Origin of the sequence: Lysinibacillus sp. RC46 (assembly GCF_041262385.1) — a bacterium.
GTDB lineage: Bacteria > Bacillota > Bacilli > Bacillales_A > Planococcaceae > Lysinibacillus.
The window spans coordinates 1-26,948 of the sequence record NZ_JBGCCF010000012.1 but is presented as its reverse complement, the minus strand read 5'-3'; the positions used below and the strand labels follow the sequence as shown (position 1 = coordinate 26,948).

30 protein-coding genes and 1 pseudogene are annotated in these 26,948 nt (G+C 36.1%); 20 read left to right on the top strand and 11 right to left on the bottom strand.

Annotated features, from left to right (window positions below; all coding sequences use genetic code 11):
• The first annotated feature begins 7 nt into the window (after positions 1–7).
• The 8 genes from ABH966_RS12565 to ABH966_RS12530 all read left to right on the top strand — a co-directional run bounded on the left by ABH966_RS12565 (position 8) and on the right by ABH966_RS12530 (position 7,810).
• Positions 8–607, top strand: coding sequence for an ECF transporter S component (locus ABH966_RS12565; protein ID WP_370078881.1), 600 nt, complete (start codon positions 8–10; stop codon positions 605–607).
• A 59-nt stretch (positions 608–666) separates the two neighbouring features.
• The gene (locus ABH966_RS12560) at positions 667–1,410 is read left to right on the top strand and encodes an energy-coupling factor transporter transmembrane component T family protein (protein WP_370078879.1); all 744 of its coding nucleotides are present in this window, start codon (positions 667–669) and stop codon (positions 1,408–1,410) included.
• A complete protein-coding gene (locus tag ABH966_RS12555) occupies positions 1,407–2,273 on the top strand; it encodes an energy-coupling factor ABC transporter ATP-binding protein (protein ID WP_370078877.1) in 867 nt (288 codons plus the stop codon). The genes ABH966_RS12560 and ABH966_RS12555 overlap by 4 nt, the downstream gene beginning before the upstream one ends.
• Positions 2,266–3,075, top strand: a complete 810-nt coding sequence (locus ABH966_RS12550) for an energy-coupling factor ABC transporter ATP-binding protein (RefSeq protein ID WP_370078875.1) — start codon at positions 2,266–2,268, stop codon at positions 3,073–3,075. Before ABH966_RS12555 ends, ABH966_RS12550 begins: the two co-directional genes overlap by 8 nt.
• A gap of 18 nt (positions 3,076–3,093) precedes the next feature.
• A complete protein-coding gene (gene rbsK / locus ABH966_RS12545; RefSeq protein WP_370078873.1) occupies positions 3,094–3,981 on the top strand; it encodes a ribokinase in 888 nt (295 codons plus the stop codon).
• Between the two features lie 180 nt (positions 3,982–4,161).
• The gene (locus ABH966_RS12540) at positions 4,162–6,150 is read left to right on the top strand and encodes a S9 family peptidase (RefSeq protein ID WP_370078871.1); all 1,989 of its coding nucleotides are present in this window, start codon (positions 4,162–4,164) and stop codon (positions 6,148–6,150) included.
• Positions 6,151–6,425: 275 nt separating this feature from the next.
• Entirely contained in the window at positions 6,426–7,214 is a 789-nt protein-coding gene (locus ABH966_RS12535) for a hypothetical protein (RefSeq protein ID WP_370078869.1), read from the top strand.
• A 167-nt stretch (positions 7,215–7,381) separates the two neighbouring features.
• Entirely contained in the window at positions 7,382–7,810 is a 429-nt protein-coding gene (locus tag ABH966_RS12530; RefSeq protein WP_370078867.1) for a DUF3888 domain-containing protein, read from the top strand.
• Between the two features lie 172 nt (positions 7,811–7,982).
• Here ABH966_RS12530 and ABH966_RS12525 read toward each other — a convergent pair whose 3' ends face one another.
• The 3 genes from ABH966_RS12525 to ABH966_RS12515 all read right to left on the bottom strand — a co-directional run bounded on the left by ABH966_RS12525 (position 7,983) and on the right by ABH966_RS12515 (position 11,113).
• Positions 7,983–8,525, bottom strand: a complete 543-nt coding sequence (locus ABH966_RS12525) for a GNAT family N-acetyltransferase (protein ID WP_370078865.1) — start codon at positions 8,523–8,525, stop codon at positions 7,983–7,985.
• Positions 8,526–8,935: 410 nt separating this feature from the next.
• Entirely contained in the window at positions 8,936–10,132 is a 1,197-nt protein-coding gene (locus ABH966_RS12520) for a class I SAM-dependent rRNA methyltransferase (RefSeq protein ID WP_370078863.1), read from the bottom strand.
• A 63-nt stretch (positions 10,133–10,195) separates the two neighbouring features.
• A complete protein-coding gene (locus ABH966_RS12515; RefSeq protein ID WP_370078861.1) occupies positions 10,196–11,113 on the bottom strand; it encodes an alpha/beta hydrolase in 918 nt (305 codons plus the stop codon).
• Positions 11,114–11,290: 177 nt separating this feature from the next.
• Between ABH966_RS12515 and ABH966_RS12510 the strand changes: the two genes are divergently transcribed.
• The 3 genes from ABH966_RS12510 (at position 11,291) to ABH966_RS12500 (ending at position 13,315) form a co-directional block, all read left to right on the top strand.
• Positions 11,291–11,770 carry a dihydrofolate reductase gene (locus tag ABH966_RS12510; protein ID WP_370078859.1) on the top strand — a complete coding sequence of 160 codons (480 nt, stop codon included), beginning with the start codon at positions 11,291–11,293 and terminating at the stop codon, positions 11,768–11,770.
• Positions 11,771–11,939: 169 nt separating this feature from the next.
• Positions 11,940–12,773, top strand: coding sequence for an alpha/beta fold hydrolase (locus ABH966_RS12505; protein WP_370078857.1), 834 nt, complete (start codon positions 11,940–11,942; stop codon positions 12,771–12,773).
• A 47-nt stretch (positions 12,774–12,820) separates the two neighbouring features.
• Positions 12,821–13,315 (top strand): HIT family protein, encoded by a 495-nt coding sequence (locus tag ABH966_RS12500; protein WP_370078855.1) that lies wholly within the window; start codon positions 12,821–12,823, stop codon positions 13,313–13,315.
• 43 nt (positions 13,316–13,358) lie between these two features.
• Here ABH966_RS12500 and trhA read toward each other — a convergent pair whose 3' ends face one another.
• Complete coding sequence (trhA, locus tag ABH966_RS12495; RefSeq protein WP_370078853.1) at positions 13,359–13,994, bottom strand: PAQR family membrane homeostasis protein TrhA; 636 nt, start codon at positions 13,992–13,994, stop codon at positions 13,359–13,361.
• Between the two features lie 274 nt (positions 13,995–14,268).
• Between trhA and ABH966_RS12490 the strand changes: the two genes are divergently transcribed.
• The 5 genes from ABH966_RS12490 to msrB all read left to right on the top strand — a co-directional run bounded on the left by ABH966_RS12490 (position 14,269) and on the right by msrB (position 17,770).
• Complete coding sequence (locus tag ABH966_RS12490; RefSeq protein ID WP_370078851.1) at positions 14,269–15,111, top strand: DegV family protein; 843 nt, start codon at positions 14,269–14,271, stop codon at positions 15,109–15,111.
• A gap of 179 nt (positions 15,112–15,290) precedes the next feature.
• Positions 15,291–16,223: a GDSL-type esterase/lipase family protein gene (locus ABH966_RS12485; RefSeq protein ID WP_370078849.1), complete on the top strand. Its 933-nt coding sequence runs from the start codon at positions 15,291–15,293 to the stop codon at positions 16,221–16,223.
• 4 nt (positions 16,224–16,227) lie between these two features.
• On the top strand, positions 16,228–16,803 hold the full coding sequence (locus tag ABH966_RS12480; protein WP_370078847.1) for a YpmS family protein: 576 nt from the start codon (positions 16,228–16,230) through the stop codon (positions 16,801–16,803).
• Positions 16,804–16,815: 12 nt separating this feature from the next.
• Positions 16,816–17,349 (top strand): peptide-methionine (S)-S-oxide reductase MsrA, encoded by a 534-nt coding sequence (msrA, locus tag ABH966_RS12475; protein WP_370078845.1) that lies wholly within the window; start codon positions 16,816–16,818, stop codon positions 17,347–17,349.
• On the top strand, positions 17,342–17,770 hold the full coding sequence (msrB, locus tag ABH966_RS12470) for a peptide-methionine (R)-S-oxide reductase MsrB (RefSeq protein ID WP_370078843.1): 429 nt from the start codon (positions 17,342–17,344) through the stop codon (positions 17,768–17,770). The genes msrA and msrB overlap by 8 nt, the downstream gene beginning before the upstream one ends.
• 249 nt (positions 17,771–18,019) lie before the next feature.
• On the opposite strand, the gene ABH966_RS12465 is transcribed toward msrB, so the two are convergent.
• The 4 genes and pseudogenes from ABH966_RS12465 to ABH966_RS12450 form a co-directional block, all read right to left on the bottom strand.
• A complete protein-coding gene (locus ABH966_RS12465; RefSeq protein WP_370078841.1) occupies positions 18,020–18,166 on the bottom strand; it encodes a hypothetical protein in 147 nt (48 codons plus the stop codon).
• Between the two features lie 55 nt (positions 18,167–18,221).
• A pseudogene (locus tag ABH966_RS12460) lies at positions 18,222–18,359 on the bottom strand (formylglycine-generating enzyme family protein); the annotation flags it as partial.
• Positions 18,341–18,559 (bottom strand): hypothetical protein, encoded by a 219-nt coding sequence (locus tag ABH966_RS12455; RefSeq protein ID WP_370078839.1) that lies wholly within the window; start codon positions 18,557–18,559, stop codon positions 18,341–18,343. The pseudogene ABH966_RS12460 and the gene ABH966_RS12455, both read right to left, overlap by 19 nt.
• A gap of 144 nt (positions 18,560–18,703) precedes the next feature.
• Complete coding sequence (locus tag ABH966_RS12450) at positions 18,704–20,542, bottom strand: methyl-accepting chemotaxis protein (RefSeq protein ID WP_370078837.1); 1,839 nt, start codon at positions 20,540–20,542, stop codon at positions 18,704–18,706.
• A gap of 259 nt (positions 20,543–20,801) precedes the next feature.
• Here ABH966_RS12450 and ABH966_RS12445 point away from each other — a divergent pair, with 259 nt between their 5' ends.
• Together ABH966_RS12445 and deoD are read left to right on the top strand one after the other, a co-directional pair.
• Entirely contained in the window at positions 20,802–21,020 is a 219-nt protein-coding gene (locus tag ABH966_RS12445) for a YozE family protein (protein WP_370078835.1), read from the top strand.
• A 113-nt stretch (positions 21,021–21,133) separates the two neighbouring features.
• Entirely contained in the window at positions 21,134–21,841 is a 708-nt protein-coding gene (gene deoD, locus ABH966_RS12440) for a purine-nucleoside phosphorylase (protein ID WP_370078833.1), read from the top strand.
• A gap of 290 nt (positions 21,842–22,131) precedes the next feature.
• Here deoD and ABH966_RS12435 read toward each other — a convergent pair whose 3' ends face one another.
• The gene (locus ABH966_RS12435) at positions 22,132–22,581 is read right to left on the bottom strand and encodes an NUDIX hydrolase (protein WP_370078831.1); all 450 of its coding nucleotides are present in this window, start codon (positions 22,579–22,581) and stop codon (positions 22,132–22,134) included.
• Positions 22,582–23,008: 427 nt separating this feature from the next.
• Between ABH966_RS12435 and ABH966_RS12430 the strand changes: the two genes are divergently transcribed.
• Complete coding sequence (locus ABH966_RS12430; protein ID WP_370078829.1) at positions 23,009–23,149, top strand: hypothetical protein; 141 nt, start codon at positions 23,009–23,011, stop codon at positions 23,147–23,149.
• 63 nt (positions 23,150–23,212) lie between these two features.
• On the opposite strand, the gene ABH966_RS12425 is transcribed toward ABH966_RS12430, so the two are convergent.
• Positions 23,213–24,385 carry a hypothetical protein gene (locus ABH966_RS12425; protein WP_370078827.1) on the bottom strand — a complete coding sequence of 391 codons (1,173 nt, stop codon included), beginning with the start codon at positions 24,383–24,385 and terminating at the stop codon, positions 23,213–23,215.
• A gap of 393 nt (positions 24,386–24,778) precedes the next feature.
• Here ABH966_RS12425 and ABH966_RS12420 point away from each other — a divergent pair, with 393 nt between their 5' ends.
• Positions 24,779–25,561, top strand: a complete 783-nt coding sequence (locus ABH966_RS12420) for a hypothetical protein (RefSeq protein WP_370078825.1) — start codon at positions 24,779–24,781, stop codon at positions 25,559–25,561.
• Between the two features lie 520 nt (positions 25,562–26,081).
• On the opposite strand, the gene ABH966_RS12415 is transcribed toward ABH966_RS12420, so the two are convergent.
• Complete coding sequence (locus ABH966_RS12415; RefSeq protein WP_370079136.1) at positions 26,082–26,588, bottom strand: hypothetical protein; 507 nt, start codon at positions 26,586–26,588, stop codon at positions 26,082–26,084.
• Positions 26,589–26,948: the final 360 nt, after the last annotated feature.

The window sequence follows — 26,948 nt, the reverse complement described above, 5'->3', positions numbered from 1 at the left end:
AACCAAGATGAAACGTAGTTTTAAAGATGACTTTAATATGATGTCTATGCTTCTTATTCCTATTGGTGTAGCAGTGAATATTGTCGGTTTTCAAATTGCTAACGTTTTAAGGCTCCCTATTTTTCTTGATACGATTGGAACCATATTAATCGGGGTCGTTGCTGGTCCTTGGGTTGCATTACTTGCTGGATTAATTACAAACCTTATAAATGGTATTTTTAATCCTACGTATTTTCCATATGCCATTACATCTGTGGCGATTGGAATAGGGGTAGGATACTTGTCTAAAGGAGGAATGTTTAAAAATATTCCTAAAACGATTATTTCCGGTATTGTGATTACTTTTATTGCTGTTATTGTATCTGCTCCAATTACGGTGTTAGTTTTTGGAGGAGCTACTGGAGGTACAGGATCTATTCTTACAGCTACATTCCTTGCTTCAGGACAAAAAATTTGGAGTGCCGTATTCGCTTCATCCTTTATCTTTGAAATTGCGGACAAAGTTGTATCGGCTCTAATCGTTTACTTTATTGTAAGAAAAATGTCTGATCGTTATTTATCAAAAATGAATTATGGGACTCTGTATATGAAACGTGAAGACCGATAATTGAACTCTTTCCGTTCTGCCTGAGCGGAAAGATCTACTTTTTTTGAGGAGGGTTCGTCGTGCAGAAAAATTTCATTCAGCGGTTGCATCCAATGACTAAATTCTTCTTTGCATTACTTGTATCAGCTGCCGTTCTTATTATTCCCGAGTTTATATTCTCATTTCTAGTTTTCCCAATTTTACTTCTTATAGCTGCCGCTGCAGGCATTGTGAAAGAATTTTTGGGTACTGTCATGAAGGCTTTGTTATTTTTACTAATCATCATTTTCTTCATGCAGCTCTTGTTCTATCCAGGTGATCATGTGATGGGACAATGGGGAATATTTAAGTGGACTGAGGAAGGCTTGGATTATGGATTAACGCTTACGTCTCGCATTCTGGCGATGGGTTCTGCCTTTATATTATTTTTCCGTTTGACAGATGTTCGTGACTTCGTAAAATCGCTAGAAGATGCAGGCCTCCCTCCAATGGGAGCTTATGTAGTTTTATCAACATTGCAAATTATTCCTGAAATGCGACGCCATGCGAACACAATTATGGATGCCCAAAAAACACGTGGGGTAGAAACGGAAGGATCATTGTTAACGAGAGCGAAAGCATTTATCCCAACCTTAACTCCTCTCATATTATCATCTATATCAAGTACTGAAGAACGAGCAATTACTTTAGAGTCGAGAGCTTTTTCTGCTCCAACAAAGAAGACTAGCTTGCATAAGCTAACAAAAAGTACAGCTGATCGAATTTTGCCATTCGTCTACATGATCATTTTAGTAGGTTTGGTGTTCTGGAGGGTCCTCACATGAATTTTATCATTGAAATGAAAAATGTCTCATATCGATATCCAGTTAGTGATGATTGGAACATAAAAAATGCGTCTTTTAAAATTGAAAAGGGGAAATTTACAGCCATTATTGGCAATAATGGCTCCGGTAAAACGACCCTATGTAATATCATACGAGGATTCATTCCACACTTTTATAAAGGAGACCTTGAAGGGGACGTTATTGTCGATGATAAAAGAATAGTAGAATATCAATTAGGACAATTAGGAGGAAAAATTGGATATGTCTTTCAAAACCCTTTCATCCAAGTATCAGGTGTAAAAGATACTGTCTTTGACGAAGTAGCGTTTGGTCTCGAAAATTTAGGTGTAGAAGAAAATGAAATTATTGACAGAGTAAATGAAATATTAAAGCTTATAAAAATCGAACATTTACGAGGAAAGCATCCAATGGGACTTTCAGGTGGTCAACGTCAACGTGTTGCACTTGCTTCGATCATCGTCATGAATCCCGATATTCTTGTCATTGACGAGCCAACATCTCAGTTAGATCCAATTGGAACAGAGCATGTATTTGATATCATTCGTCTCATGAAAGAACAGGGAAAAACTATTATCCTAGTAGAACATAAAATGGACTTAATTGCTGAATATGCGGACAATCTAATTGTCCTCAATAATGGAGAAATAGTATTACAAGGTCCGACTCGAGGAGTTTTTGCGGACCCACGATATGGGGAATATAACATTCAATATCCTCATGTAACCGAGGTCGCTCTAAATTTACAAAAAGACGGAGTTCATTTAAAATATGTTCCAATTCGCGATGAGGAATTACCTGAAAGCATAAGTTGGGCAAGTGTAGGGGAGAGTGCTTATGACTGAACTTCAACTGAAAAACGTTAGTTTCGCTTATCCCGATGGAACAAAAGCATTAGAAAATTTGACACTTACGGTTCCGGCTGGTCAACGTCTAGCGATTATTGGACAAAACGGGGCCGGAAAAACAACCGCAGTAAAATTGATGAACGGCCTCTTAAAGCCAACTGAAGGTGAGGTATATGTTGCGGATTGGAATACAAAAGATTATACGACAGCTCAAGTATCTCGAAAGGTTGGTTATGTATTTCAAAACCCGGACGATCAAATTTTCCACAATAATGTAGAATTAGAAGTACAGTTTGGACCTAAAAATATGGGCTTTGATCCAGAACGTGTAGCAATGCTAACGGATTGGGCTATGGAATTATGCGGAATTAGTAATGTTTCGCAAGAAAATCCTTATAATCTCCCATATTCTGTACGTAAATTTGTTACAATTGCTTCGGTTTTAGCAATGGATTCCGATGTGATTATTTTAGATGAGCCGACAGCTGGACAGGATCGTGTCGGATTAGATTTATTAAGTGTGCTCTTAGACGAATTGGAGAGAAAGGGAAAGACTGTTATTGCGATTACACACGATATGGAATTTGTCACGAATTATTTCTCTCGAATTGTAGTAATGGCAAATCGTAGGATTATTGCAGATGATGTTTGGGAACATATTTTTTATAATCATGCGATATTAGAAGAAAGTATGCTAAAGCCACCTGCAGTTGCTAAAATGGCCAACATATTGGGTTTGGAGAAAGGAATCATGACAAAAGGTCAATTATTATCCGTATTAAAGAAAAAGAGATTTTAAGAAAGGATGATAGCTGGCATGGATATTTCATTAGTCGGAAGCATTAATATAGATCTTGTCTATCGTGTTCCCTACATTGTAAATAAAGGTGAAACACTTCACAGTGCGTCTCATAGTGTTCATTTCGGTGGAAAAGGTGCAAACCAAGCAGTAACAGCAAGCCAGCTAGGAGCAAATGTTCATTTTATTGGGAAAGTAGGAAAAGATGATTTCGGGGAACAAGCGATAAACAATTTAAAAGATAGAGGCGTTTATATTGATTCCGTTCAAAAGGAAGGAGCTACTGGGCAAGCGATGATCCAAGTGACAGATGCCGGTGGTAATGCGATTGTTTTGTTTCCTGGTGCAAACTTTTTAGTTACTCCTAAACAAATTGAACAGGAAGCTACTATCATTTCTTCAAGTAAGGTACTCCTTCTTCAGCTTGAAATACCGCTTGATGCAGTTGAAAAGGCAGTGGAAATCGCATCTCAACATGGGAAAATCGTAATCCTTAATCCAGCTCCATCTCAAAAATTACCAGATTCTTTATTGAAGAACATTACATTATTAACACCGAATGAAACAGAACTTGCGCAGTTGACGGGTATTGAAACGACAACGGAAGAAGATATTCGCTCTGCATGTAAGTTATTGCTAGATAAAGGAGTCGGAACAGTAATCGTTACACTTGGATCTAAAGGTTCTTTTTATATAAACCATGTAGAAAGTGGCTGGGTTCAAGCGTTGAGCGTTGACACGATCGATACAACTGGTGCGGGAGATGCATTTAATGGAGCTTTAGCAGTAGGACTATGCAGGGGTGATTCGCTTCGAAGTTCGATCGATTTTGCCACGAAAGTTGCGGCATATGTCGTTACTCAAATGGGCGCACAGCCTCTTATCCTACAATCAGTCTTGAAATAAATTCTATCCGTAGCTCTTCGTAATTATTGCGAAGCAGCTACGTTTTTTTAGATGTATTCTTGCTATTGTAAAATCTTCGCTAGGTAAAAAAACAAATTCTTCTTAAAAGGAGGAATAATACTTAGGGTGTCGAAATATTGTACTAAGTAATGAAATTTCAACACAAAGGGGAAATAAAATATGACATTGAAACAAGGGATAAAACCAGAAAATCTATATCAATTAAAATCAGTGGCAGATCCACAAGTATCACCTGACGGAACAGAAGTTGTGTATGTAGAGACGCATATTGATGAGAAGAAAAAGGACTACGTATCTAATTTATTTTACATAAACTTGCATGAAAAAAAGCCACAACAATGGACATTTGGAGAAGATAAAACGAATTCACCAGTATGGTCTCCTGATGGCAGTAAAATCGCATTTGTATCAACGAGACATGGCAAGCCGCAAATTTTTGTGCTTTCTAAAGAAGGTGGGGAAGCGAAACAACTTACTAATTGTAAAAATGGTGCGACATCACCTGTATGGTCTCCGTGTGGTAAGAATATTGCATTCTCAGTAAAGCTAGGTGAAAATGAAAGTATTTATGATAAAGCTGATAATGATAAGAAAGATGACAAAGAACTAAAACCACTTGAAATAGAAAACATGAAATATAAATCAGATTCAGCCGGTTTTATTGATATGGAACAATTTTCTCAAATTGCCATCGTCAATCTTGAATCTGGAGAATTAGAGCTAGTTACGGAAGGAAAACATAATTTACAACTTTGTTCATGGTCTCCAAATGGAAAATATCTTTCTTACATTGCTGACTTAGCAGAGGATTTAGATTTTTCATTCGTGGTTGATATTTACTTATTGGACTTAGAAACAAAACATGGCCGCAAGCTCACGGAAGGAACCGGGGTGTTTTACCAACCTTCATGGTCCCCGAATAGCCGTTACGTATCTTATGTTGGAAGTGAACGAGAATTTGAAAATGCAACACAAGCAAAGTTATGGATTTATGATTTGGAAAATAACAATACGACGTGTGTAACGAGTGAATTTGATGCGCCAGTCGGTGATTTTGTTGTCGGTGATTTCCTTCAAGGTGTCGTTGCTCCGAGTGTACAATGGTTGGAGGATAATAAAAGCTTTTACTTCCAAGTGACAGATCACGGAAATACTGCGATTTATTTTGGTAATCTTTCTGGAGAATTATATCCGGCTATTAATGATGATCAATACGTATATGGTTTTTCGCTTGATCAAAAAAATGATAAAGCGGTAGTCGCAATCAGCACTACTACAAATCCTGGCGATCTATTTTACGTGAATTTAAATACTGGTGAAAAGGAACAGCTGACGAAAGTTAATGAAGAATTTTTAAAGTCGAGAGAATTATCTGTTCCAGAAGCAGTTGAATATGAAGGGGCAGATGGCTGGAAAGTAAACGGTTGGATGATGAAGCCTATTGGCTATGAAGAAGGGGAGAAATATCCACTTATTCTTGAAATCCATGGTGGACCACACGCTATGTATGCCAACTCATATTTTAACGAATTCCAAATCCTTGCCGCACAAGGTTATGCGGTTCTCTTTACGAATCCTCGCGGAAGCCATGGATATGGTCAAAAATTTGTTGATGCAGTCCGTGGTGATTATGGAGGCAATGATTATAATGATCTTATGGCTGCTGTTGATTATGCATTGGAGCATTATGATTTCATTGACAAAAACCGTCTCGGTGTTACAGGTGGGAGCTATGGGGGCTTCATGACAAACTGGATTGTCGGACATACAAATCGCTTTAAAGCAGCTGTTACGCAACGTTGTATTTCTAACTGGATTAGCTTTTACGGTGTAAGTGATATCGGCTATTACTTTAATGACTGGCAAATCCAAGCGGGACTAGACGATATAGAGAAGCTATGGAACCATTCGCCACTTAAATATGTGGACAATGTGGAGACGCCACTGTTAATTTTACACAGCGAAAAAGACTATCGCTGTCCGATTGAACAAGCAGAGCAATTATTTATTGCCTTGAAACATCGTAAAAAAGAAACTAAATTTGTTCGCTTCCCAGAATCCAATCACGAACTTTCTAGGAGCGGAAAACCAACGTTAAGAATCAATAGACTAGAATATATTAGGGATTGGTTTGTGAAATATCTATAAAATAAATATAGGTGGCAAAAGAAGTGAAGATACTTCTTTGGCCACCTTTATTTTATAGTAATTTTGAGAGAGAGAATGCTTTGTAATAATCAACATAGATGTAAAGTGATAATAAAGTTATTTAATTTTGCTATAAAAATAGGAGAGCCTTGTTACATTTTGTTGTAGTCAGACCCTTTAAGGTTGTTTAATTCTTATGCAATTAACGCATTTAATAACTAATCTTATGCATAGCTCACTCGTAAAAGCAGAAAATATGGTGAGGTGATTAGAATATGTTAAAAACAAAGATTGGTTATATTATCTGTTTTTTGATTATTTTAAGCTTATTTGTTTACAGTAAGTCCATAAATGCAAAATCTTTGGAGTTATCCTTCTCGCAATCGAATAGTGACAAAAGTGAACATAAACGAATTCAGGAATTGGAACAACGTTTAGATAGACTCGAACCACCTGAACCTACCACTATTCTTGACTCACCTTTCCCTTTTGAAAAAGTAACAGAGGTGCAATTTCCTACCGATGACATCCCCATTTCAGAAGTGGAAAAAGAAGGAGCGAAAATTCCGTTCAAAGTAATAAAAAGCGAACCGAACTATATTAGACCACTATTTAAAGAACAATGGCATAGCACATATGCGGGTGGGAGATGGAGTTATATTCCTTCTCGAATACACTATGCTCTCCACCGTATATTCCCTTTTTATGCCATTGGGTTATCTGCTGAATTTAATTTTCAACAGGAAGTAGGTATTATTTTTCCAACTGATGCAAATGAAGCAGACCTTGACCTGTATATAGTTGTGTTTCAAACAAATATTACAGATGTTTATACAAAAGGAAATCAAGTTGTTGTTGTTGGAACACCTAAACGAACAGGAGTAGAGGTTATAAGTATTAAAACAGCAGATATACACCCGAGTAATAAGGAGAAGTTTTTGTTAATTCAGTTAGCAACGAATGGGGCTGAACTTGATTATTCTTTAATTAGTTATCAACCACCCGATTTTTGGTTAAAACAAAAACAAAAATTAAATGAACGTGAAAAATCTAAAAAAGAGTGAACCTTTGCCTTATTAAGTAAGTTGAATAGCTGTTATTTTATATAATCATTCTTCTTCAACTAACCAGCACTGTCAGCACAAAAAGTGATTGCTCTAATTGAACAATAACCCCATTAGCTTGAAAACTCTTTTACGAACAAAGTACACATTAAAAAGGAGGTGCAAGTATGAAAAAAATTATTCTAGTTCCTTGTTTTTTACTGTTATTTCTATTTTCAACAACATTAACTTATGCTGAATCAGATTATTATCAGCCAGCTAAAGGGTCAAAAGAAGAAATAGTAATGGACTCGTTTTTTTCACTACTATTACCCAAAATCCAAGAAGCAGTTTCTAATTACTATTCGGATTATCTTACAGAGAGTCCTTTGGTGTATCCATATCAAATAAAAATTTTGGATTTGGAAAGAATAGGAACAAGTTTTATGTTTTCAGTAACCCTTGAAGTCACTCCAGTTTTGGGTGCACATAACCCAGTTGGAAGAGACCAGCTAACGTTTTCTATAACTCCAAATGAAGCCAAGCTTAAAGAATTTAAACACATGGAAACTTTTGAACTTCCACCGCATTTGCAAAATATCATAAAGAAAAAATAAATGATTGTAATGTTTAAAATTTGAATTTGGTCCCTAATTTCGGAATTTTTTTATACTTAACCTTAAAATAATCTAGTCAATATCTTCGGCTTTTTTGGCAGCTAGTCCAATAAGAGTTACTTTATTGTCACTAAGGAACTACAAGGTCGAAAACACCTTTTGAGAAACTGGTCTAATCATTAATTATTCCATAATACACCAAATCCTCATATTTACCATCTTTCATGATATGATCCTTTAAAATTCCTTCTTGTTTCATGCCAATCTTCTCCATTACTTTTCCTGAAGCAGGGTTTGTTGAAAAATATCGGGCAAACACTTTGTGCAGTTTCTTTTCTTCAAAAGCAAATTGTACAATCGATTGTGCTGCCTCCGTTGCATAGCCTTTTCCCCAATATTCCTCGCCAATCCAATAGGCTATTTCACCTTGATTAAAATGTTTATTATTCGATAATGCAATGGCTCCAAATAATTCACCAGTTTCCTTATCTGTAACAGCAAACTCGTACGAAATATCCTCCATAAAATGATCGTAATGATGTTCCATCCATGATAATGCATCATTTAAACTATATGGATAAGGTAGGTACATGGTACTTTTATAAATATTATAGTTATTGCAAAGCTTTGCAACCGTTTCTGCATCGGATGTTTGAAATAATCTAAGAACGAGTCTTTCTGTAGTAATCATTAATTTTTCATGAACATATCCCATTCAATCATCTCCTCTATCGATATTTTATAAATTACGTGACATATCACCAAAGCGTGGGGTTCTATTTGAATTTGAGTGTTCGATCCACGACTTTTGGTGCTCTATCCACGACTTTGGGTGAATTCCGTTACGACTGGGCGCTTTGTAGCTGCCGCTTTGCTTTCGCTACAGAAAACATTTGTTGTTTCGCACAGGGAAAAGCTTCCTGGGGCGTCAGATGAGCGGCTGCGCTTCATTCAACTCATTTACATGGCAAAGGCAAACAATAAAAAATGTCATCCTAAATTTTGGAATGAGATGAATTTATTATATAGTAAACGGAAAATTCTAACAATATAAATAGGGGGAATCTAAATATTTCTCCCAAACAAAAAGACAGAATCACCAGGAAGTGATTCTGTCTAGGTTCATTAGTTAAGTTTTTTAATAAAAACAACCTTTAAGTAATTAAATTCTGGATATTCACGTGAGGCGCGGAAATCCTTTGGTAAGTTGTATTCTTCAACAATTTTATAGGCTGTTTTAGTTGTTTTAAATGCTTGGTCAATAAAGCTCTTGAATTTTTTCATACCAAAGCTTGAATTGTTCGTGGAAGCAACAATGACACCGTTTTTCTCCGTAATGGCGATTGTATCTACGAGTAATTTAGGATAGTCTTTCGCTGTTGAGAATGTTCTTTCTTTCGTACGTGCAAAGCTAGGTGGATCTAAAACGACAAGGTCAAATTTTAAATTATGGCGCTGAGCATATTTAAAGTAGTTGAAGACATCCATTACTTTAATATCTTGTGATTCGTAGTCGACGCTATTAACACTAAATTGCTCAATTGTTTTGGCCAAACTACGCTTCGCAACATCTACACTAGTTGTTTTTATTGCTCCACCAAGTGCCGCTGCAACAGAAAATGCCCCCGTATAGGAGAACGTATTTAGCACATTTTGACCGTCTGAATAACGTTCACGAATGGCAAGTCTTACATCTCGTTGGTCAAGGAAAATACCTGTCATGGCTCCATCGTTTAAATTGAGAGCGTATTTCATACTATTTTCCGTTACGATAATCGGAAATTCACCAGGTGTTCCCATGACGAAATCGTCCTGTTCCATATACTGTCCTTTCGTATCGAAACGTTTTTTCTCATAAATGGCTTTGTAATCTACTGTCTCTGCAAGTGCTTCATATACCATTTCTTTAAATGAATAAATGCCTGCGCTATACCAGCTCACCATATAATAAGATTCGAAAAAGTCGATGGTTAAACCGCCGATACCATCACCTTCACCATTAAAGATTCGAAAGGCTGTTGTGTGAGGATTGTTGAAAAATGCTTCACGATTTTGTAGGGCTTTTTTTAATTTTTTCATAAAAAAGGCTTTGTCTATTTTTTCGTTAGCATCGGTTGTTAGCACCCAACCAATACCTTTGTTTTGTAAGCCGTAGTATCCTGTGCCAATAAAACGGTTATGAATATCCGTGAGTCTCAGTATTGCACCTTCCTCATTTGGAAGATGACGTGCATCAACTGCATCTTTTGAAATGAGAGGATAGCCTTTTTTTAATTGATTAGAAAATGGATTGTTAATTTGTAAAGCAATAGTTTGTGTCATGTTGTCATCCTTTAAAAAAACATTTTGCTCTATTATCGCATTATTTTATGCTGATAGACAAACTTATTTTACGAAATTAGCAATTTTTTCAGCTGTTTCAATCGTTGCTTGTTCGAAAAAATTCATTTTACTAAAGTAACTATGGATTAAACCAGGCATATTTACATGCTCAACAGTCACTCCGGCATCTGTAAGCTTTTGTGCGTATGCAATACCTTCATCGTAAAGGACATCCGCCTCTGCAGCTATAATGATCGTTTTCGGTAAAACACTTAAGTCGTCAATCTGAAGTGGGGATACAAGTGGATCCATATAGTTTTCTTTATCTGTATAATGACCTGCAAACCACTGCATTCCTTGTTTGTCTAAGCCAAAGTGTTCTCCGTAAGCATTGTAAGAAGCTGTTGTAAAATCTACATTAACTACAGGATAAATAAGTGCCTGCGCTTTAATCGCTGGTCCATTTAATGTTGCAGCTAAGTAGGCAACAACTGTTGCTAAATTTCCGCCTGCGCTATCACCAGCAACAGTAAGATTTACTCGATCTCCACCGAAACTTTCGATGTTTTCGTAAACCCACATGAAACTGTCATAGGCATCGTAGAGCGGTGTAGGGAATGGATATTCTGGTGCTAGACGATAATCAACCGATACAACGATTGCTTGCGCTTTTGCTGCTAATAGTTGACAGCCTGCATCCGTAGAGTCACAATTTCCAAATACCCAACCGCCTCCATGATAATAAACAATGACTGGAAGTTTTTTGTTTAAAACAGGTCTATAAATGCGCACATTAATTTGTGCGCCATCTCGAACTGATATTTTTTTATTTTCGATAGCCGCAAGCTGTGGGCTATGAGGTGATGTCCATTTTGGCACTATTCGAACGGCTCTCGCTTCATGTGGTGTTAAATCATAATATTGTTTAGAAGAATCACTTACTTTTATATAACGGACTGCTTCGTCTCTTAATTTTGTCATCTTCATCAATCCTTTAAATTTCTTTTGTACATCTCATTATAAACTATTCATATAAAATTACTAGGATTTAATATCGGAATAGAAAATAATTTACTTTCTAAGCAGAAATAATCTGATTGTAAAGTAAAATTATGTTTATAATATAATGAACGAAAGTATTTGGAGGTACGTGACAATATGATTTCTTTAATTGTGGCACATGATACTAATTATGTGATTGGCTATGAAAATGGCATGCCATGGCATTTGCCTGGGGATTTAAAATATTTTAAGGAGAAAACGATGGGGAAGCCAATGATTATGGGGCGTAAAACATTCGAATCCATCGGTAGACCGCTTCCTGGTCGACGTAATATTGTAATTACGCGTGATGAAAACTATCAAGCGGATGGGATTGAAGTGGTGACAAGCTTAGAGGATGCCCTCGCCCTTGCTGGGGATGTCCCGGAAATTATGATTATTGGCGGCGAGCAAATTTTCCGCTTATCCATGGATATCGCAGATCGCTTGTACATTACAAAAATCAATCATTCGTTTAATGGGGATACATACTTCCCGAATTATGAGCAGGATTTTGTACAAGTATCCTCAGTGGAGCCAGAAACAGCACCAGAGGGTTACACATTCCAATATGAGATTTTTGAACGTAAGAACTAAATAAAATAGCAACTAATAAGCACGGTGATGAATGACTGTGCTTATTTGGCGTTATTAAAAACATTGTTAAAGGTATTTGGGAATATTTGTAGAATTAATAAATACTATATCCATCTTAAGGCCTGATGAGTGCAGACATTATTATTTTTTTTGAGAGGAGTCATTGACAATGTGGAAACAATACTTTATCGAAACAAGCAGAGGACGATTTGAATACTTTGTACGTGGAGAAGGTGAACCATTAGGTATTACACATCTTTACATGGGCTTTGATGAACGAGGTCATTTATTTGCGAATCCTTTTACCGAACAATACAAAGTGTACTTAATCAATGTTAGAGGTGCTGGGAATTCAGCAGATATAGAGGTTGATGAGCAATTAAGGTTCACAGAAATTGTAAAAGATTTAGAGGCGATTCGAGAAGCATTAAAGCTTAAAGAATGGGCTTTTGCAGGTCATTCAACGGGTGGAATGCTTGCACTTCAATATGCAATAGATTCACCACACTCTTTAACAAAAATAGTAGCTGGATGTACAGCAGCAAGCAAAGAATACGGAAGTCACCCAAATAGTATCTATTGCGCTGAAAATAAACATTTCAATCGCATAATTGAAATAATGGATTTACTGAATAATCCGGATACAGTTCGAGAAGAGCGTCAGAAGTTAAGCTATGAATGGGCTTTAATGTCATATCATTCTGAGGAAAAATTAAAAGTAGCAATAACTCGTCCAAATAGTGGTCGCACAATAGGAAAAAATCTTGATTATTTTAGAAAAGTAGAAGTAAAAAGCTTTGATATTCGAGAACAATTGAAATCAATACATATACCAACCTATGTGTTTGCAGGTAGACATGACGCACAATGCCCTATTGAATTCGGTATTGAAATTGCCGATTTAATTCCTAATGCAACATTAACGATTTTTGAACAATCTAATCATAACCCGTTTATCGAGGAAGAGGAAGAATTTAAAGAATTTGTCCAATTAACCTTATAATAGGGCTGTTAATTCCAATATTAGAATCAAACAAAAGGGGAACATCTATGAGAAAAATAACCTTATCAAATGGAGAAACAGTAGAAGTTGAATGTTTGAGCTGTGCAATAACGAGTGGGCTCATTAAACCTGATGGAGGTGTGGTCATTGAAACAGACTATTTTCATGCCCATCAAGATGTTGCTTATCCGATAAAGGGACTAATCATTTTAGCTTCCAAGCGCCATATAAAATGCTTTGATGAGCTAAACGATGAGGAAAAAATAGATTATATAAACCTCTTATCAAAAATCAGAAAGGCTCAAAGGGATGTATTAGGTATAGAGTACGTTTATTATTTTTATAATGAAGATACGACACATCATTTTCATACGTGGATGGTGCCTCGCTATGAATGGATGAACGAATTTGGACGTTCCGTAGAATCGATTAGACCGGTTCTACTTCATGCGAGAAATAAAATGAATAATGAAGTAAATAAACTAGAAGTGATGCATGCAATAAACGCATTAACGAGGCAATTAAAAGTTAGTACCCTATAAACAAAAAAATCGCTCCTTTGCATAAGAGAGCGATTTTTTATATTTATAAGTAAAAATAAACACAAGCATACATCGAGGCACAACCAGCTAACACAAATAGATGCCAAATCGTATGGTTATATGGAAGTGAACGCCAGGCGTAAAAGATAGCACCAATCGTATAGAAAAGCCCACCTGCTAACAGTAAAGCAAAACCATGAAAACCTAAGAAAAGATAAATAGGCTTGATGGCAAAAATAATTAACCAGCCCATAGCGATGTAAAAAATTAAAGAAAGCTTCTCAAATCGATTAATAAAAAAACATTTAAAAATAACGCCTAGTATGGCCAGTGACCAAATTATACATAATAAAGTAATACCTAGCGTGCCACCAATTGAAATTAAAAGGAAAGGTGTATACGTTCCTGCAATTAAAATATAAATAGAAGAATGGTCAAGAATAGCGAAAAAGTGCTTGTATTTTTCTGGCATACTATGTAGCAGTGTTGACATTAAAAATAAAACGATCACAGAGACACCAAAAATAGCAAACGTTGTAATTTGGAGTGCACTACCGGTTTGTACAGCTGCTAAAATAAGAACAACTAGTGCTGGAATACTTGCGATAAATCCAATGCCATGTGTAATGGCATTCCACAATTCTTCCTTCCATGTTTTATAGTCAAAAGAATCAATCATTTCGAACACTCCTTTCGTGTATACATTTACTATACCCCGATAATTTTCATCCTGGTATTTACATTTGTCATGTTTTCGACATCAAAAGTGTCATATAAATGTTTCTGTGCTAGAGGGACTTTGTTAGACAAGGATGCAACAAAGCGCTATAGTATCCAAGGTATCGGTTTAAAAATGGACTGAAATGAATGAAACCTAATGACAAATGTCATGTTTACATAATGATTCATTAGTCTATATAATAAATTTTAATGAAGTAAAAGGATGTGTCGAAGTGGGACGAATTCATATAGTAACGGACTCAACTTGTGATTTAACAAAAGAAGAAATAGCGCAGCACGGTATACATATTGTGCCTTTAACGATTCAAATTGATGATAAAACTTATATAGATGGTATTGATTTAGAGCCACAACCTTTTTTAAGTTTAATGAAAAATGCTAAAAACTTACCGAAAAGCTCTCAGCCTGCGCCGGGAAAATTTAAAGAATTATACGATGAGCTTGGTAAAGACGGAGATCAAATTATTTCCATTCATATGACAGGTAGTATGAGCGGAACAGTGGAATCAGCTCGTCAGGCAGCGCAAATGTCAGACTCCGATGTAACTGTGATCGATTCACGTTTTATTACCACAGGTCTAGCTATTCAAATTCGAGAGGCTATTAAAATGCGCGATGCAGGTGCTACTGTCGAGGAAATTATTAAACGTCTTGAGAAAGTGCGCGAAAATACGTATTTATATGTTATTGTCGATACACTTGAAAATTTAATTAAAGGCGGACGAATTGGGAAAGGAACTGGTTTTATCGGTTCTTTACTGAACATAAAAGTAATTGCAAACTTAGAAGGTGGCGCATATAATCCCGTATCCAAAGTACGTAGCCATAAACAGGTTGTGAACTACTTATTTAAACAATTCCAAGCTGACACTGCTGGTAAAACAGTAAAAACAGTTGGGATTTCTCACGCTGAGGGTATGACAACAATGGGTGGACCTTTAAAAGAATTAATCGAGGGCACAGGTTTTAATGAAGTAGAAATTAACTTTACTTCACCAATCATCTCGACACACACTGGCCCAGGTGCCATCGGTTTTATTTATTTTGCAGAATAATTTAAGAGGGCTACTACATAAATAATTGTAGTGGCTTTTTATTGTTGAAAAGTGTCATGCCATTTATACGAAAAACCGTTGTAAACACACTTTTTTACTCAATACCTAGGTATAGTCACTTTTCATTGCAGCATGAACTATTCTATAATAGAAGTAAGCAAATGATGGAAGGTGGTCAAATGAGCATTTGGCGAATGATAGTTTTGTCATGTTTGACCGTCTTAGTACTAAGTGGTTGTGCAATATCAATAGATGAACCGAATCCGCAAGCAGAACCAGAAGGGGAGCACGCAGGGACGGAGCAAGATATGAAACAGGATGAGCAACAAACAGAAAATGAGGAAAAAACCTCAAAGAATGTATTGACGCAAATTTTTGAACATTTTTTTGAACCATCACCAGAGGATTTACGGAAAATTGATGATAAAAGCGCAAAGCAACTACAGTACCTAGCACTCGGCGATTCTTTAACGGCCGGTGTTGGTGATGAGTATAATAAAGACGGTTTTGTTGGAAGATTAGCAGATTCATTGGTAGCTTGGCCTTCGATTTCTGATGTTGAAGTCGATAATCGAGGAAAAAGAGGAAGACGTAGTGATCAGCTATTAAAATTAGTGGAAAAAGGGCATTATGATGAAGAGTTGCAAAAAGCACAGCTCATTTCAATTACAATGGGTGGAAATGATGTCATGAAGATTGTCAGGCAAGATCTGTTTAATTTGAAACGAGATGCTTTTGATAAGGAATTGAAGGCTTATAAGAAACGTTATAGTAAAATTGTTGAAGGCATACGAGAAAAAAATCCAACAGTGCCTTTATTACTTATCGGTTCTTATAATCCATTCTCAATCGTCACAAATGAAGCGAATGAATTTGATACGATTATTACAGAGTGGAATAAAGTCATTGAAAACATAGCAAAGAAAGATACTAATGCGTGCTATATATCAGTGGAGGACTTGTTTGATTCAAATAAAGAGCTCGTGTATCATACGGATTTCTTCCACCCAAATGCAAAAGGCTATGACAAAATGACAGAGCGAATTAAAAAAGCAATGGAGAAATGTAACATGGAACAAAAGATTAACAAGGAAATAGGCTTCGAGGAGTGACGAAATGAATAAATGGAAATTCGCATTTTTTGCTTTAGCGGGCACAGTGCTTTTTGCAATCCTCCTCGTCGTTTTTTTAGCAACTAGACCAGTAGACGGAGTAAATTTAGCAGAGAGTTCAAAAGGTGAAAGTGAAGTAAAAGGAAATGTACTCGTTGTCCAAACAACAACGAAGGAATTAGAATCTATATCGAAGAAGTATTTAAAAGATGCGGGGTCACCATTACCGTTGGACTTTACGATTGGTGATGATATTCAATTAAAAAGTACATTAAAGGTGTTCTACACTGAAATTCCTATTTCAATGAACTTTGATCCGATAGTGGATGAGAAAGGGAATATCATTTTAAAACAGACAGGAATGAATGTGGGGCTGTTAAATATTCCACCTGAGACAACGATGAAAATGATGCGAGACACGGTGGAATTCCCTTCTTGGATTTCAATCGATCCTAATAAGGCAGAAATCTATATTGATTTATCGCGCATTAACATTGCTTCTGGATCTCGTATTAAAGCAAAGGAATTAGACTTACCAAAGGATAAGATTCTACTGGAAATTATTGTACCTGGTGAATAAGGAGTGAGATAAATGGCAAAGCAATTTGCAACGTTTGCAGGTGGTTGTTTTTGGTGTATGGTCAAGCCCTTTGACGAAACACCTGGCATTGAATCGGTAATTTCCGGCTATACGGGTGGACATGTTGTCAATCCAACATATGAACAAGTATGCTCTGAAACGACAGGGCATGTTGAAGCGGTTCAAATAACGTTTGTTGATGAGTTATATTCTTACGAGCAATTACTCGCGACATTTTGGACACTAATTGATCCAACAGATGCTGGAGGACAATTTTATGATCGTGGGGAGTCCTACACAACGGCGATTTTTTACCACAATGATGAGCAGCGTGATTTAGCTGAACGTGCTAAGGCAGATTTACAGGCATCTGGTAAATTCGATAAGCCAATTGCAGTGAAAATTTTACCGGCAAGTTCGTTTTATCCAGCTGAAGACTATCATCAATATTATTATAAGAAAAATCCAATGCACTACGAGCGCTATGCTGTCGGGTCTGGTCGTAAAGCATTTCAGGAGACAAACTGGGGGCTGAAAAATGAATAAAGAACAACGTTTAAAAGAGTTAACGGACATGCAATATTATGTGACACAGGAAAATGGAACAGAGCCACCGTTCCGCAATGAATTTGATAAGCACTTTGAAGAGGGTATTTATGTAGATATCGTTTCAGGGAAGCCGTTATTTAGCTCATTAGATAAATTCGATTCAGGCTGTGGTTGGCCAGCATTTGCAAAGCCAATTGAAAAGGAAGAAGTAGCAGAGCATTTCGATACATCTCATGGGATGCGTCGCGTAGAGGTTCGTAGCAAAGAAGCTGATTCCCACTTAGGACATGTCTTCCCAGATGGACCAAGTGAACTTGGAGGCTTACGCTATTGTATTAACTCCGCAGCACTCCGCTTTGTACCAAAAGAAGATTTAGAAAAAGAAGGCTACGCAGAGTATCTTTCATTATTTAAATAACAGCAACTCCTAGCAGGATAGATCGTGCTAGGAGTTTTTTATGGTTTTAAAATGTTTTTGAATCGGTAGCGACGGAAAGAACCATCGAAGAGACAGAAAGAAACGTCGAAGAGACGGAAAGAGCCATCGAAGCGACGGAAAGAGTCATCGGAACGACGGAAGAACAATCAAGCGACGGAAATAGCCATCGAAGTGACGGAAAGAAACGTCGAAGCGACGGAAGGAGTCATCGGAACGACGGAAGACTAATCAAGCGACGGAAAGAGTCATTGAAACGACGGAAAGAAACGTCGAAGCGACGGAAAGAGTCATCGGAACGACGGAAGAGCAATCAAGCGACGGAAAGCCCCTTCGAAGTGACGGAAAAAGCCATCGAATCGCCGTTAGAACCGACAAAGCGACGGAGAGCCCGTCGAATCGCCGGATAGAACGTCATAATTGTTTAGAGCTATTAAATGATGGAACGAGCAATTCTAAATCCGATATCATCAAAAAAGAAATCAGGCATACTCTTACGGCGACAGGTAGCTCCACAACCACGTTCTTCTTCAGCCCAACTACCGCCTCGGATTATTCTGTAATGGCCAAATGTCTCTTCAACGTATATGTTAATGGCTGTATCTCAACGTTCCAATTAACTTCCTTTAAATTTTTCCTTTTCCCCGGCATTCCAAATTTATAGTTTGAACTAATCCATTTTTGTTCGTTTCGAAAATCTCGTAGGCGAATTTCTCCTTCAGGAATATACACCATTAATTCTTTTAAGTAAGGATTTAAATTCGTTAACATTGTCCTCTCCAAATTTTAACCTACTGTTTTTAGACACTACGATCTCCATTAATATTCGGCGCTAGATCATGTATCTGCTTCATTAAAAATGAACATCTTTCAAACGATTTTTTAAAACTATAATAATAGCGATTCTGAGATATTTTAAACTTTAAATTCACTAACAAGATTACGCAGACTATCTGCTTGTTGAGCAAGCTCTGTGGCAGAGGCATTGATTTCCTGCATGGAAGCAGATCCTTGAGTGGCTGCAGCGGCAGAAGTGACTGTGTTGGCAGCTGATTGTTCTGCATAGGCATTCACATGGACAAAATCATTCGCTACAGCATTGCTATAATCAAGTGTTAAGGCAATTTTCTCTACCATAGTCGCGATAATTGTCGTCGTTTCTTGAGTGTGCGTCAAAATATTGGCTAAAGATTGATTTGTTTCATTCGTTACTTCAACGCCGCGAATAACGGAAGATACACCCTCGTGGTTTTGAGAGATGATGGATGTTACTTCGTCTTGAATGGACGTTACAATGGATGTTACTTCTTTTGCGGCATTTTGTGATTGCACGGCTAGCTTTCGAACTTCATCAGCGACAACCGCAAAGCCTCGTCCGTGCTCACCGGCGCGTGCTGCCTCAATCGCTGCATTTAAGGCGAGTAAATTCGTTTGCTCAGAAATAGCAGTAATCGTCCCGATAATTGATGTTATGTCGGCGGATTTTCGACCGAGTGCTTCGACTGTGGTAGTCGTTGTGGCCATCGTTTCTTCTATAGCTTGCATGACTAATGAAGATTGTTGAACGGAGCGACTACCTTCATCAGCGGCTTGCTGCATAGCTAAGGATGCACGCTGAACAGCATTTGCTTGCTCATTTAAATGGTGCACAGAATGCTCAAGATCACTCATTTTTTGTTGTGCGCTAGTCATACTAAAAATGGTATTCTCACTATCACTTGCGATATCAGCTGTAGCATCAGCAATATTCTGTATAGTGCGGGCATTTTCATCGGCTAAAGACATTAGCTCTTGGCTACTGCTTGAAACATGGTCCGCCAGATTACTGACACGTTTAATCAAATTAGATATCGATTCAATAAGAGTATTGGTTGAAGCAGCAATAGTTGAGAATTCGTCATGATTACGAACTTTAACACGCCTTGTTAAATCGCCACCAGCCTGTGCAATATCGAGAATGGAATGGTTAATGGCCTGTGTATTGTTTCTTAATGATTTAAATAACATATAACCAAAAATAATAATTGCAATAAATCCAAGTATTGAAATGAAGAAGAAAGAAGTAATAGATAGTGTAACTTGCTTATTAAGCTTATCTAATTTTGCTTTATTAGCATCATCCATAACCGCATTAATGGATTCGATATTTTTATCAATATAATTCTTCATCGTTTCTCCAGTACCGCCCATCATAAGTTTACGAGCTTGTTCAAGACCAAGTTCATCACGCATTGTCATGACCTTTTTAGAATATTCAAGGTAATTTTCGTAATATTGATCAATCGCCTGTATATGACTTAACTCTAACTCTCTTGCTGTAAACTGCTCTTCTAAGGCTTTCATTTTTTTATCGATCGTATCAATTTTCATTTTATAAGAAGTAGCATAATTCCCGTCCCCGGTAATTAAATAAGCTTGTTCTAAATTGGTGAGCCTCGAAATTTCATAAGCAAGTTGGTTGACAGTTAATTGTTCCTGGACGTTCTTCTCAGTAAAGTCCTTCATTTGTCTTTGCAGATTCTGAATATTGATATACGATAATAAACCCATTGTGCCATTTATAACAATAAGGAGAGAAAAAATAATAAGGACTTTGCCTCGTATTAAATGGTAAAAACGTTGTCGTTTTTCTTTAGTGGGAGGGAGATTACGACTATCTTCTTCCAAATTACTTACTTTCTTTTTTAAAAAGCTAGTTTTAAAGAGAGACGGGCGTTTCTGTACGGAAATCCTGGATTTATGAGAGTTTTTCATCGCCATCACCTTCCTATTTTTGAATATTTGGTTTAAATTTTACCTTATTTTACTAGGTATTTCTATCCTTTTTTCTAAAAATTTTCATTTTTCAGATAAAAAATACATATTATTTTTCTGTGACGAAAGTCCAAAGATTTTGAGAGAATAGTACTGTTAGTGTGAATAGGAGAAAATGCTTAATAGATATTTTTGTGACGAAGAAGATATTTTTTGATAAACTAGCGGAAAGCAGAAGAGTAAAGAGGGGATTTCTAGTATGAAAAAGAGCTTTTATTTATATGTACTGACATTTAGAGGTGGAGATTGGTCAGATCCGAAGGTGCGATTTGCAGAGGAAGTGTTTAATGAGCATAATTTTCCGAAGCAGAGCTCAGAATTTGATGAGCTTTCTTCGTACATTGAATCCTACGCCACTGACAACTTAAAAACAGAAGTATTTGACGAGTTGTGGGCATTATACGTAGATCATGCATAATATAAGTTAAAATAATATAATTTAATTTAAGTTGCTAGACGTCTAGCGTTGCGAAAATATGAGAAACACAGTATTATTTATAGTGATAACTGACAGAAAAGAGGGATTGCAGTATGAGTATTCATATTAATGCAAAAAAAGGCGAAATCGCTGACACAATTTTACTTCCAGGAGATCCATTACGTGCAAAGTATATTGCTGAAACGTTTTTAGAAGATGTTACTTGTTATAACGAAGTTCGTAATATGTTTGGTTATACAGGTACGTATAAAGGTAAACGTATTTCTGTACAAGGTACTGGTATGGGTGTGCCTTCAATCTCGATTTACGCTACAGAATTAATGCAAGAATATGATGTACAAAAATTAATCCGCGTAGGTACTTGTGGTGCAATTCAAAAAGATGTAAAAGTTCGTGACGTAATTTTAGCGCAAGCAGCAACATCTGATACACGTATGAACCAAATCATTTGGAACGGAGCTATCGACTTCGCACCGATTTCAGACTTTGATTTACTATTAAAAGCATACAATGCAGGTAAAGAAGCTGGTTTAAACTTACAAGTGGGTAATATCTTTACAGCGGATATGTTCTATTCTGATGAAAATCAAAACGAAAAATTAGCTCAATATGGCGTCCTTGCTGTAGAAATGGAATCAGCAGCACTTTACACATTAGCTGCAAAACACGGCCGTAAAGCACTTTCTATCCTAACAGTAAGTGACCACATTCTAACTGGTGAAGTAACAACATCAGAAGAACGTCAAACTACATTCAACGATATGATCGTTGTTGCACTTGAAGCTGCTATTCAAGAGTAGTCTTTTCAAGGGTTTGAAGTTTGGAATAAATTTCAAAGGGACTAACATTTAAAGTTATAAATAAATTGCCTGTTAGGTGACTGAATAACTCAGAGCCTAATGGGCTTTTTAATTTAATACAGAATCTTCTAAAAGTACACTTACTTGAATCTGTTGGTCATCAGAGTGATGAAGGAGGGCTTAAAAGTGGTTGAGGAAGCATAACAAAAGGGCTTGTGTGTAATTTTATGCACAAGCACAGATTGATGGTTAGCTTTTTGTTTTGGATAACGAAATGTTGCCCGCCGTATCTAATCAGTTGAAATATAACCAACCTTTTCTAGTAATTTTAATGTTGTATAATTTAAATTTGGAAGCTTTTCTAAAGGGAAATATTTTAAATCTTTACTCTCCTCATTTTGCTTAATAATGCCTTTAACCGCAGTTGCTTTAAAAATTGCCGTCGCGTTATAAATTTCATCCCCATGTGGAAATTTGTAATATAACTCTTTCCCTGAAGCTAATCCAACCAATTTCAATTCTTGTGCAATTAATCCTGTTTCCTCATACAACTCCTTTTGTGCAGTTTCTTCAAAACTATCTCCTATTTCCATTCCGCCGCCTGGAAGCCCCCAATCATCTGTATCTGAACGTAATTGCAATAGTATTTCATTCTTTCCGTTTAAAACAATGATTGCTGATCCTGGTGCAATAATAGGACTTGTTCCAACATATTGGCGTAAAGATTTTATATAATTCATGTTTCCACCTACATTTAACCATATTTCTGTTCTTTTAAATGGAAAATTTTATCTGTAAAGTATCATAACATAGCAAAGTTATAGTTGGAAGAGAAATGGTAACATACATGTTCATCCAACGTTCAGTAAATTGTTCAAAAGTTATTTTCTCTAAACTGACTATTCAAAATCACAATTGATATAAAAGATGGTGTACTAACAGTTACAAGCACATTAAGAGCTGTATTTGTATGGGCATATAGTAAAGCTGTAGAGCGTTTGAGTAATAAATCGAATAAATCATCATATATAGAAGAGAAGAAACAGTGAGTAGAGAACTACCAGTACCGTTTTATAACTGGCTTAATAAACGTGATGATCGTACACAAATAAATAGCAGACCAAACTTAGAAAATTGACTGAAATAGTAGAGAGGGGAATATAAGATATGGAAGAACAAAAACAAATGAATATGTATGATTTTATAAAACAACCAATTAAAACACCTTCCAAAGATGTTAATAAAACTGTTGATAAGAAGAACGCCGTAATAGTGCCTCGTGTAATAGGGTATATTGTCCGGAGATAAGAAAGGGGTTAATCCCTAAAACATTGTTTAATAATTTTTAGGATAACCCCGAATTTTTACTGGTTAATGTTGTGAAAGATAGTCTTGGCCGTTTATCGTTATTTTAGAAGCAGAGATAAGAATTTCTTCATTTGCTTTAATATATGGGGCTAAAATATTGTAAAAAGCTTCCCATGTTTCTTCGCTTTTTTCTTGTTCTCTCTTTTTATCAAGTGCTTCGTATTCTTCATAAAGTTGTTTTAATTTCTTGCTATCTGCTTCACTAACTTTGAATTCAAAGTTAGCCATGAATTCTTCAAATGTTTGAGGCTTTTCGAACTGATTAAGGAGTTCATTGAATTCTTCGTGTAACTTATCATACAACTCATCATTTTTTTCTTCTAATGCTTTTTGTAAATCCCCATGAAGAGTTTTTAGTTTGGCTAAAGTTTCAGCGGGGATATCAAAAAATTCCGTGACTTTCTTTAAGCTATCCATAAATTCTTCAAATGTTTCTGGTGCATTTAGCGCATCAAAATAAGGTTCAAGGATTTTATAAAACTCTTCATATTTTTTGTTAGCTTTTTCCTCATCACCACTTTTTTTAAGCTTTATCCATTCTTCATAAATAGCTTTGAGCTGTACGTTATCGTTTTCTTTAATAATAATATTTTTCCTATTAAATCCGTAGTCTTCCATATATTCTTCAAATGACTGAGGTTGCCAATTAGCTAATATATACGGCTTTGTGATTTGATGCATTTCTTCGTGAATTTTTTGTAGTTCCTCACGTTTCTTTTCTATCTCTTCATCTGTTAGTTTTTCCACTCCTTTTTTAATTTCATTTTGTACGTGTTTCATTTCATTAAACAATTTTTCTAATTTTGTTAGATCTTCTTTTGTTATCTCTTCAGGTATGCCTTTTTTAAATACTTCAAACGTGAAGAAGTCGGAAAAACTCTCAGCAGTATAACCTTCTATAGAGACCTCTTGTCCTTCTACTAATTTCATTTTTTCTATTTGTTCATCAGAAAATTTGTGGAAACTGATAAAATAATTTTTACCATCTTTTCCTTTGAGTTTCATTCCATTATCGTAGATGTTTTTAATAGTTCCTGTAATTTTTTGTTCAAGTTGAACATTAATACTACTATTAGTTTCTACAGATGCAGCTCCTGCTTGAAGTGGTGTCAGAACAGCCATTCCTATTGTAAGTGCTGAAGCAATCATCCAAGTTTTTTTAATCGTATTTTTCATTTGTATTTCTCCTTGTATTTTTAAAATTAGTTTTTACTAATAATTGGACGATTTACCATATAAAAAAGTTCGTTGTTTTAAAAAATAAAATGGAGAATGGGTGAAAAGATCACTCCTTGGCGGGTGTTTTTTGTTAGATAATATAGTGAACGTCCTGTGCATTTCTATAATTGGTTAAATGAGCATGATGGCCTTCCACAACCAATAAGTAGTAGACCATAAAATTTAGAGTATTGAGTAGAATGGTAGATGGGTGAAATTTTTAATAGAAAAACACTCTACTTTTGTTGGATATTTTACATCATTATATTTTTATTAGCAGAATAATGGATTATTAGTATATAATACTAAGAAATTATGTTTTCTAAAATAAAGCTGAGTAGGGGGAGAATAGTGAAAAAGCTTTTTATTATGTTACTAGCCACATTAGTATTAGCAGTAACATATCCAACAAAATCAGAAGCGAAAGTGATGTATGATGGAGCAGAAGTTGTAAAAGTGCAAACAGGAAAAATGACCTTTAAAAAAGACATCAAGGTATATAAGAAAAATCCAGATGGTACGTTTGATTCGCTAGTGGTTAAGCGAAATAACTTCCTTAGAACGTATGATATTGAAAAGTATGATGGCAAAACATTCTACCAGATGGGGCAATATCGCGTACAAGCGACTGATTTGGTAGTGTTCAACGAAGTACCAATCGATATTCGTACATCTTTCTATAACAATCCAGTCTACGTCATGATTAATCATCAGGGTGTGAAAATTCCTTACCAATATCAAGACATCGCATATGGTCAACCTTTAATAGTCGGAAAACGAGATGAGGTTTGTACTGGTCCAAAATCAAGTTTAGTTTCTATGGAGAAAGGCAAATTAAATTACCATTATTGTGCTGGAGATATTGAAGGAGGGCCTGTAATTAAAACAGCCATTATTGATGGTACTGATGTTCGTATTTTCGAAAAGATAAATAAAGGTTCTTATGTATTAACAGAAGATACAGAACTTTTAAGTGCTCCGATGAAGGGGGCTCCTAGTCATACAAAAATGGTGAAGGGAACTATCTTCCAGTTATCAGGGATTGAGATCGATGGTTTTGTAGAGGTGGGTCTCGATAAATATTATTTCAATTACATTCCAGCAAATCTACTGAAACCAGTGAATGGCAAGTAAGGAACTAGGAATCAAACCTTAAAAAGAGAAATTGTACTTGCGTTCTGAGCTAACAGAGGATACACGAGTGTAACTTAGTCTAATAGAAGGATACGTTCTAGCTGATGATAACAGAATGTATTCAAAGGAAAGTGCTTTTTCATCGTTAGGAACTGATCTTTATGTAAAGAATGAATCGGATTCGAAAGTTAGCTATTTTCCAGTAAATTTATTAAAGTCTGTTGGAGATAGGTGAAGGACTATGCATTATATAAAGCCCTCTTATTTATTTGATAAGGGGGCTTATTATACGGTTGTTTGTCGATGTCTTGAGCTTACCTAAATAAACTATAACTTTAAGGGGTCACTACCTGGGTGGTCTTAATTATTTAAAATAAAGCGGAATTATATAAAATTCTGAAGATGCTTCTAAAAAATCTATAATGTGCTGTGCTTAAAGATAAAAATAATCTGAATTGAAGTGGTAGTCTAGGTAAACAATAGGAATGTAATAACGTAAACACCCGGCTGTTAGGCTTGCTTAAAAAGAGCTTACATCGGGATCAGCGGTATTAAATTGTTTGGAGAATAGAAATCCTGTGGTATATGGTGAAAATTGACCTTTTAATCGGAAAGCTTTTTCGATTTCGGTTGCAGCATGACGAGCGTCTTCTACGGACCGCTTTCCGGTAACGATGTCGTTCATTAAGTTTAAAGCCATAAAATTCGCTGCTTCTTGATCGCATTTTGCCGTAGCTTCACCAGCCGTTCGGTCCGGATATAAGCTACCATCAAACCGTGCTAAATTATCAAAAAAATGAACAGGCACTTTATAATCTATTGTTTGTTCCAAATAATCAAGATGGGGAGTAGGAGTGTTATGAGGTACTATATCAAGATGAACAATCGTACGTTTCCAAGGACCATTGTTATACCAGATGATTCTTCTAGAACTTGCTTCATTTGGTAAACCATATTTATTTATTAACAAATAAACAGTATTTTTTGGTTCTCCAGTCCAGCCCTCTAAAAATAGTTTTTTTATTATATGCCGAGCATTTGTACATAGTTACAGGTGTAAATAGGAGGGTAACAAACAAAAAAGTATGTTTAAAGTTACTTAGAATTAGTGAAAAAGACCGCTCTAAGATGGAGGGATCTTTATTGCTAAACAAACGACCAATTTAACTGGCTAAAAGTTTGTAGACAATTAAATACTGATATATCAAGCTTTTGTCTACCAGTGATTTTCTATGTTAGTTCGGATAATTCAACGATATGAGGCAACAATTCAATAAAGGTATCAAGGGTTTCTGACTACTCCCACAGCTAAAGCAGTGGGGTTCTTATGTACTTAAGAGAAGCGTTACAAAGCTCTCCACAGATGGTGTTGCCATGTCCTGTGTAC

Bases quoted from the DNA above. Each gene is read 5' to 3' on its own strand.
- ABH966_RS12450 (WP_370078837.1), bottom strand. From the start codon at position 20,542: ATGAAAAACTCTCATAAATCCAGGATTTCCGTACAGAAACGCCCGTCT.
- ABH966_RS12520 (WP_370078863.1), bottom strand. From the start codon at position 10,132: ATGACACAAACTATTGCTTTACAAATTAACAATCCATTTTCTAATCAA.
- ABH966_RS12480 (WP_370078847.1), top strand. From the start codon at position 16,228: ATGAATAAATGGAAATTCGCATTTTTTGCTTTAGCGGGCACAGTGCTT.
- ABH966_RS12555 (WP_370078877.1), top strand. From the start codon at position 1,407: ATGAATTTTATCATTGAAATGAAAAATGTCTCATATCGATATCCAGTT.
- ABH966_RS12550 (WP_370078875.1), top strand. From the start codon at position 2,266: ATGACTGAACTTCAACTGAAAAACGTTAGTTTCGCTTATCCCGATGGA.
- ABH966_RS12515 (WP_370078861.1), bottom strand. From the start codon at position 11,113: ATGACAAAATTAAGAGACGAAGCAGTCCGTTATATAAAAGTAAGTGAT.
- ABH966_RS12500 (WP_370078855.1), top strand. From the start codon at position 12,821: ATGAGAAAAATAACCTTATCAAATGGAGAAACAGTAGAAGTTGAATGT.
- ABH966_RS12430 (WP_370078829.1), top strand. From the start codon at position 23,009: ATGGAAGAACAAAAACAAATGAATATGTATGATTTTATAAAACAACCA.
- trhA (WP_370078853.1), bottom strand. From the start codon at position 13,994: ATGATTGATTCTTTTGACTATAAAACATGGAAGGAAGAATTGTGGAAT.
- ABH966_RS12525 (WP_370078865.1), bottom strand. From the start codon at position 8,525: ATGGGATATGTTCATGAAAAATTAATGATTACTACAGAAAGACTCGTT.
- ABH966_RS12485 (WP_370078849.1), top strand. From the start codon at position 15,291: ATGAGCATTTGGCGAATGATAGTTTTGTCATGTTTGACCGTCTTAGTA.
- rbsK (WP_370078873.1), top strand. From the start codon at position 3,094: ATGGATATTTCATTAGTCGGAAGCATTAATATAGATCTTGTCTATCGT.
- ABH966_RS12435 (WP_370078831.1), bottom strand. From the start codon at position 22,581: ATGAATTATATAAAATCTTTACGCCAATATGTTGGAACAAGTCCTATT.
- ABH966_RS12425 (WP_370078827.1), bottom strand. From the start codon at position 24,385: ATGAAAAATACGATTAAAAAAACTTGGATGATTGCTTCAGCACTTACA.
- ABH966_RS12540 (WP_370078871.1), top strand. From the start codon at position 4,162: ATGACATTGAAACAAGGGATAAAACCAGAAAATCTATATCAATTAAAA.
- deoD (WP_370078833.1), top strand. From the start codon at position 21,134: ATGAGTATTCATATTAATGCAAAAAAAGGCGAAATCGCTGACACAATT.
- ABH966_RS12505 (WP_370078857.1), top strand. From the start codon at position 11,940: ATGTGGAAACAATACTTTATCGAAACAAGCAGAGGACGATTTGAATAC.
- ABH966_RS12455 (WP_370078839.1), bottom strand. From the start codon at position 18,559: ATGTTAACGAATTTAAATCCTTACTTAAAAGAATTAATGGTGTATATT.
- ABH966_RS12535 (WP_370078869.1), top strand. From the start codon at position 6,426: ATGTTAAAAACAAAGATTGGTTATATTATCTGTTTTTTGATTATTTTA.
- msrA (WP_370078845.1), top strand. From the start codon at position 16,816: ATGGCAAAGCAATTTGCAACGTTTGCAGGTGGTTGTTTTTGGTGTATG.
- msrB (WP_370078843.1), top strand. From the start codon at position 17,342: ATGAATAAAGAACAACGTTTAAAAGAGTTAACGGACATGCAATATTAT.
- ABH966_RS12565 (WP_370078881.1), top strand. From the start codon at position 8: ATGAAACGTAGTTTTAAAGATGACTTTAATATGATGTCTATGCTTCTT.
- ABH966_RS12510 (WP_370078859.1), top strand. From the start codon at position 11,291: ATGATTTCTTTAATTGTGGCACATGATACTAATTATGTGATTGGCTAT.
- ABH966_RS12530 (WP_370078867.1), top strand. From the start codon at position 7,382: ATGAAAAAAATTATTCTAGTTCCTTGTTTTTTACTGTTATTTCTATTT.
- ABH966_RS12445 (WP_370078835.1), top strand. From the start codon at position 20,802: ATGAAAAAGAGCTTTTATTTATATGTACTGACATTTAGAGGTGGAGAT.